General features: G+C 54.2%; 7 protein-coding genes. 1 reads left to right on the top strand and 6 read right to left on the bottom strand.

The window, feature by feature from the left end:
• Window positions 1-446: 446 nt before the first annotated feature.
• Window positions 447-1,001 carry a hypothetical protein gene (locus Q1A75_RS23390; RefSeq protein ID WP_299551589.1) on the top strand — a complete coding sequence of 185 codons (555 nt, stop codon included), beginning with the start codon at window positions 447-449 and terminating at the stop codon, window positions 999-1,001.
• On the opposite strand, the gene Q1A75_RS23385 is transcribed toward Q1A75_RS23390, so the two are convergent.
• The 6 genes from Q1A75_RS23385 to Q1A75_RS23360 form a co-directional block, all read right to left on the bottom strand.
• Window positions 996-1,142: a hypothetical protein gene (locus Q1A75_RS23385; protein WP_299551587.1), complete on the bottom strand. Its 147-nt coding sequence runs from the start codon at window positions 1,140-1,142 to the stop codon at window positions 996-998. The two genes, Q1A75_RS23390 and Q1A75_RS23385, sit on opposite strands and share 6 nt — an antisense overlap.
• Before the next feature lie 260 nt (window positions 1,143-1,402).
• A complete protein-coding gene (locus Q1A75_RS23380; RefSeq protein ID WP_299551585.1) occupies window positions 1,403-1,699 on the bottom strand; it encodes a hypothetical protein in 297 nt (98 codons plus the stop codon).
• A 659-nt stretch (window positions 1,700-2,358) separates the two neighbouring features.
• Entirely contained in the window at window positions 2,359-2,697 is a 339-nt protein-coding gene (locus Q1A75_RS23375) for a hypothetical protein (RefSeq protein WP_299551583.1), read from the bottom strand.
• Between the two features lie 34 nt (window positions 2,698-2,731).
• The gene (locus Q1A75_RS23370; protein WP_299551580.1) at window positions 2,732-3,115 is read right to left on the bottom strand and encodes a type II toxin-antitoxin system HicB family antitoxin; all 384 of its coding nucleotides are present in this window, start codon (window positions 3,113-3,115) and stop codon (window positions 2,732-2,734) included.
• 8 nt (window positions 3,116-3,123) lie between these two features.
• Window positions 3,124-3,309 (bottom strand): type II toxin-antitoxin system HicA family toxin, encoded by a 186-nt coding sequence (locus Q1A75_RS23365; RefSeq protein WP_299212404.1) that lies wholly within the window; start codon window positions 3,307-3,309, stop codon window positions 3,124-3,126.
• Between the two features lie 104 nt (window positions 3,310-3,413).
• The gene (locus Q1A75_RS23360; protein ID WP_299551577.1) at window positions 3,414-3,764 is read right to left on the bottom strand and encodes a hypothetical protein; all 351 of its coding nucleotides are present in this window, start codon (window positions 3,762-3,764) and stop codon (window positions 3,414-3,416) included.
• Between the last annotated feature and the right edge of the window lie 118 nt (window positions 3,765-3,882).

Genomic DNA, 3,882 nt, shown 5'->3' with positions numbered 1-3,882 from the left:
AGTTAAGGTTGGCGCCCGCAAATCAGGCCATTACATTTTCTGATGGGGGCTGGCCAAGCCAAACTCAGCGTCGTGGATCCCCTTTGCTTCTGATGTACTTGGATCTGTTGAAGACAATGACATCACGGACATAGGCGACCGCGAGGATAACCAGCACGGCCACAAGAGCGAACAGGTGTGAGGGAAGTACCTGAGCCACTTTGATCGAGACCCCTATGATTAAGAACATCACGACAAATCCAGCAACGAGTTTAATTGCTATGAGAACGAGACCCAGAAAGTAGCGAAGGGACGGGCTTTGCTGTTCCACGAATGGGTTGGGAAGTCTAACCATTGGGTGTCCTTCTCATCCTTACTGACTGAACATGTTTGTCCACGCCTACATTGACTTTGTATCACACTCATGTCATGAGTGTCAAAGACATGAGTGTGATACAAGCGAAAATATGAAGATCGGGTATATTCGTACAGTGGCTGGTGGACTGACAATCGAACAGCAAAAAGGTGCGCTGGCATCAGCGGGGCTCGATGTGAGTGACCTTAGTCGGTCAGTGTTCATCGGCGACCGGGCGGCAGCGATTTCAAGCCTCAACGCGCGTGACGAGCTGGTGATTGCTGAACCGGCCTGCTTAGCAACAAATGCCGCTGATGCTCTTCAAGCTCTTGCGGAAATTGGCAGCCGGTCAGCATCGGTAATAGACTTGTCCAGCGGAACGGCGATTGCCTGGCATCCAGACGCGCAAGCTGTGCTTGATTTCGCCGTTGCGGCGGATCGGGCCGCACGGTCGGCAAAGGCGGCACAGATGCGCAAAGGTCGATTGGCGTCGGGCAATCTCGGCCAAGCACCGTTTGATTGGACACCTGAGCGATTGGCAAAACTCCGCCAGTTGGAGAAAGAAGGCGAGACACGGAAAGCCCAGGCCGAGGCATTGGGATGCAGTCGTGCTACACTGCAACGCAAGCTGCGGGAAATGGTTTCTAAGGAAAGTATGCAGTCATGAGCGATGAAACTTACCTGAAATTCCTAAAAAATCTCGACCAAACGCAACATTGGGGGTCGCGATCGGCATTATCGTTCTCTTGTTGGTCGCATACGCCACCACAGGGACAGTTCCGATAGCCATATTAATTGCTTCTTTCATTGTCGTTGTTTTAGCGGCCGCTATTCAAAATCTGTACGTGGTTCCAACGATAAAGCGCATGGAAAACGGTCGTTCAAGGACAGGTGCGGATGATGAATGACTGTGAGAAAAGCGGCAACAGCGCTTTGGCTGGCCTTGATATGGTCAACTGCGCCGCAGCAAATTAAACCTCTTGGGGTGTGGTTTGGATTGTCTTGGCCTTAGCAACCGTTGCGGTCGCTGTCGTTCTTTGGATGAGACGCTAGAGGCAACGAATACCTCTACTTGAAGAGCTCGATTGTCTCCCCGGTTGTCCTATACTGCCGGTATGTGCTGCACAGCATCCAAATTCCAGCGATCCAGGCCGCTCCACCAGCAAATAGGAACAAATATCCAATCAGGAACGTCAGGCGATCTGCGCAGTTGGTCGTGCACCCAATTTCTTTGGCGTATTCAACCCCGTACCAAAGATTCCACACTGTTGGGACTAAGTTGAACGGGAGGGTAACAACGATGAATAGAAGAAGCTTCATGAACCAGTTGTCACTCTTCGCGATATCGATTGCCGCTCGGATCATCTGAAAACTCCTTTGGTTTTCTAGGGTAAATGGGCATCGCCGATGGGGCAATGCCTCGGGTAAAATTGTGCCCACCGCATGGTTAGAACAACGACAGCTGATCCCCTGTTGTGGCAGGGCCATCACCTAGAGATTTCAAGCGCTCCTTCCTCTCAACCTCGGCCTTTTCCGCACGCACCTGGTCCTCCTCTGCCTGTCGCCGTGCCGCCTCGCGCTGCTCTGCGAACGGGTCTCCGTGCTTGACGACAAAGGTTGGTGCCGCTGCGGTGTACCCGCATGGGCCGAGACTCTGGCCCCTGACTAACCATGTGGCCGCGCCGCGCGCTGGCTCGGAGAGACAGGGGGCGGCGCACCTGGGCCACAGGGAGGGTAGGGGTCAGAGGCTCGGGGCAGAGGCCGCCTGCCGGCCGAAGCCTAGAGTATCCGTTGTGCGTCAAGCGCCTTTCTCGGCAAAAACGGAGGCTCAAAATGACATGGATCTGAAAAATAGAAACGGCCGCAGAAGTTACAGCTTCGGCGACCGTGTCGGTGTAACCGTTTTGTTCCGGTTACCCCTCCTTCATGACCCAAAAATTGAAACCCGTCAACTCTGCAGAGCAAGACAGCGGGCGGCTGTCCCCGTTGACTGGACGTTGCGCGCAACCTATCAAGCTGCACGCCTAGGAGTAAGATATGTAGATCCGTCCCGCTCCTGAAGCGGCCTTGTCCATAGCCTGCAAAGCTCGAAACAATTTTGGAAACACAAACTGTTCACCCTTTGCGATTTGCTTTGTGGCCGACAAGAATTGGGCGGCCTGATGGGGTTTGGCGACGCCTTCCCCGTCTGGGAAGCCTTGCCAATCTTCGATATCGTCGTCGAACTTGAAAGCGCCGGATGCAATCATTCCGTCGATCACCGTCAGAAACGGGTGGTCGCTCCCCTCTCTAACGGTGGCAAGGGTGACATTTTCCGTCGGTTCGCCATCCGAAAGATAGCTCAGTTTGTATTGCATCGACATGGTTTCAGTCCTCACGCCTGCGCGTAAAACGTGCTTATGTCTGGGCCAGACGCTCGCGGGCCAACTCGGTGAAAAACGCAGACCGGTTGTCGGTTGTCGCGTCAATCTGGGACAAAAGCGACTTGGGCAGAGTAATCGCCACGCGCTCGGCTGCGTTTGAAATGATCACGGGCAACCACGCAACCTTTCCGCCGTCAGAGTCAATGTCGTCAGGCTCGGTTGGCAAAGGCGGTTCTTCACCGCCTTCACTATAGGCCCCAATTGCGCTATCAAGAAGGTCCTGCGCCTGGGCCAACGCATCAACATAGGTTGCAGCACCACCACCCCCAAAGTCTGGGTTATAGTAGCCCCACACATCGCCCTCACGATGCAAAACGACAGGGTATAGGCGGGTATCTTTGTAAACAGTCTTGGGCATATCGAACCTCACTTCGGCAACTTGATTTTGGCTTGCTTTGCAATCGCGCGGGCGGTCGGCAGCGGTATTTCGCGGTGACGGCCCACCAACGTGAGCCTCCCATCAGCATGAACCCACTTTTCATGGTTCGTGCCACCCTTGCTGATAAAGCCTGCGTCCTCCAGCGCCTTGATTATGTCACGTCTCTTGGTCATACTTATTTATACACCTTTGGTCATAAATAGCAAGTCTTTTTATGCACGGAAGGTCATAAATAACCCAACCATAGCGAGGTTACTTTGCGCTAGCTGCTAACAAACTAACCGATAACCTCCTTAAGCTGACGCTCGACCTGCTGGCCTGCATAGCGGGCCGCATTGGTCAACTGCCGCTGCCATGCGCCTTGGCTGGGTGCCCACTTGAACGCATGGCTTTTGAGGATCGCGCGAACTTCCGGGGCGGGCTTCCCGTCGAAGATGATTTGCAGCCGGTTTTCCTCGGTGTTCTCGACGATGGTACACCCTTCGAAAACCTCACGCTTGCTTGTCTCAACCTCTGCGGCCCGCTCAAGCTGTGCGATGCGTTGTTCTGTGGCTTTGATCCGCGCGTTGTTGTTGGTCAGTTCATAGCCTTCAAAAGCAACGACACGGCCATATTTCGGAACCAGCATTTCGCGGGCAAGGGCTGCGCTGTAGTGTGCTGCCACTCGCTCATGCGCGCATCTACAGCGTCCGTCTTGGCCGAAAGGCCGAGATACTTGGCAAAATTGCGGGTGCGCGTTCCATGTG

Origin of the sequence: uncultured Tateyamaria sp., from assembly GCF_947504105.1 — a bacterium.
In the GTDB taxonomy this organism is placed as follows: Bacteria; Pseudomonadota; Alphaproteobacteria; order Rhodobacterales; family Rhodobacteraceae; genus Tateyamaria.
The sequence above is the reverse complement of the archived record's forward strand: the minus strand, read 5'-3'. Positions and strand labels throughout refer to the sequence as shown.

Bases quoted from the DNA above. Each gene is read 5' to 3' on its own strand.
- Q1A75_RS23360 (WP_299551577.1), bottom strand. From the start codon at position 3,764: ATGCTGGTTCCGAAATATGGCCGTGTCGTTGCTTTTGAAGGCTATGAA.
- Q1A75_RS23370 (WP_299551580.1), bottom strand. From the start codon at position 3,115: ATGCCCAAGACTGTTTACAAAGATACCCGCCTATACCCTGTCGTTTTG.
- Q1A75_RS23365 (WP_299212404.1), bottom strand. From the start codon at position 3,309: ATGACCAAGAGACGTGACATAATCAAGGCGCTGGAGGACGCAGGCTTT.
- Q1A75_RS23375 (WP_299551583.1), bottom strand. From the start codon at position 2,697: ATGTCGATGCAATACAAACTGAGCTATCTTTCGGATGGCGAACCGACG.
- Q1A75_RS23380 (WP_299551585.1), bottom strand. From the start codon at position 1,699: ATGATCCGAGCGGCAATCGATATCGCGAAGAGTGACAACTGGTTCATG.
- Q1A75_RS23385 (WP_299551587.1), bottom strand. From the start codon at position 1,142: ATGAAAGAAGCAATTAATATGGCTATCGGAACTGTCCCTGTGGTGGCG.
- Q1A75_RS23390 (WP_299551589.1), top strand. From the start codon at position 447: ATGAAGATCGGGTATATTCGTACAGTGGCTGGTGGACTGACAATCGAA.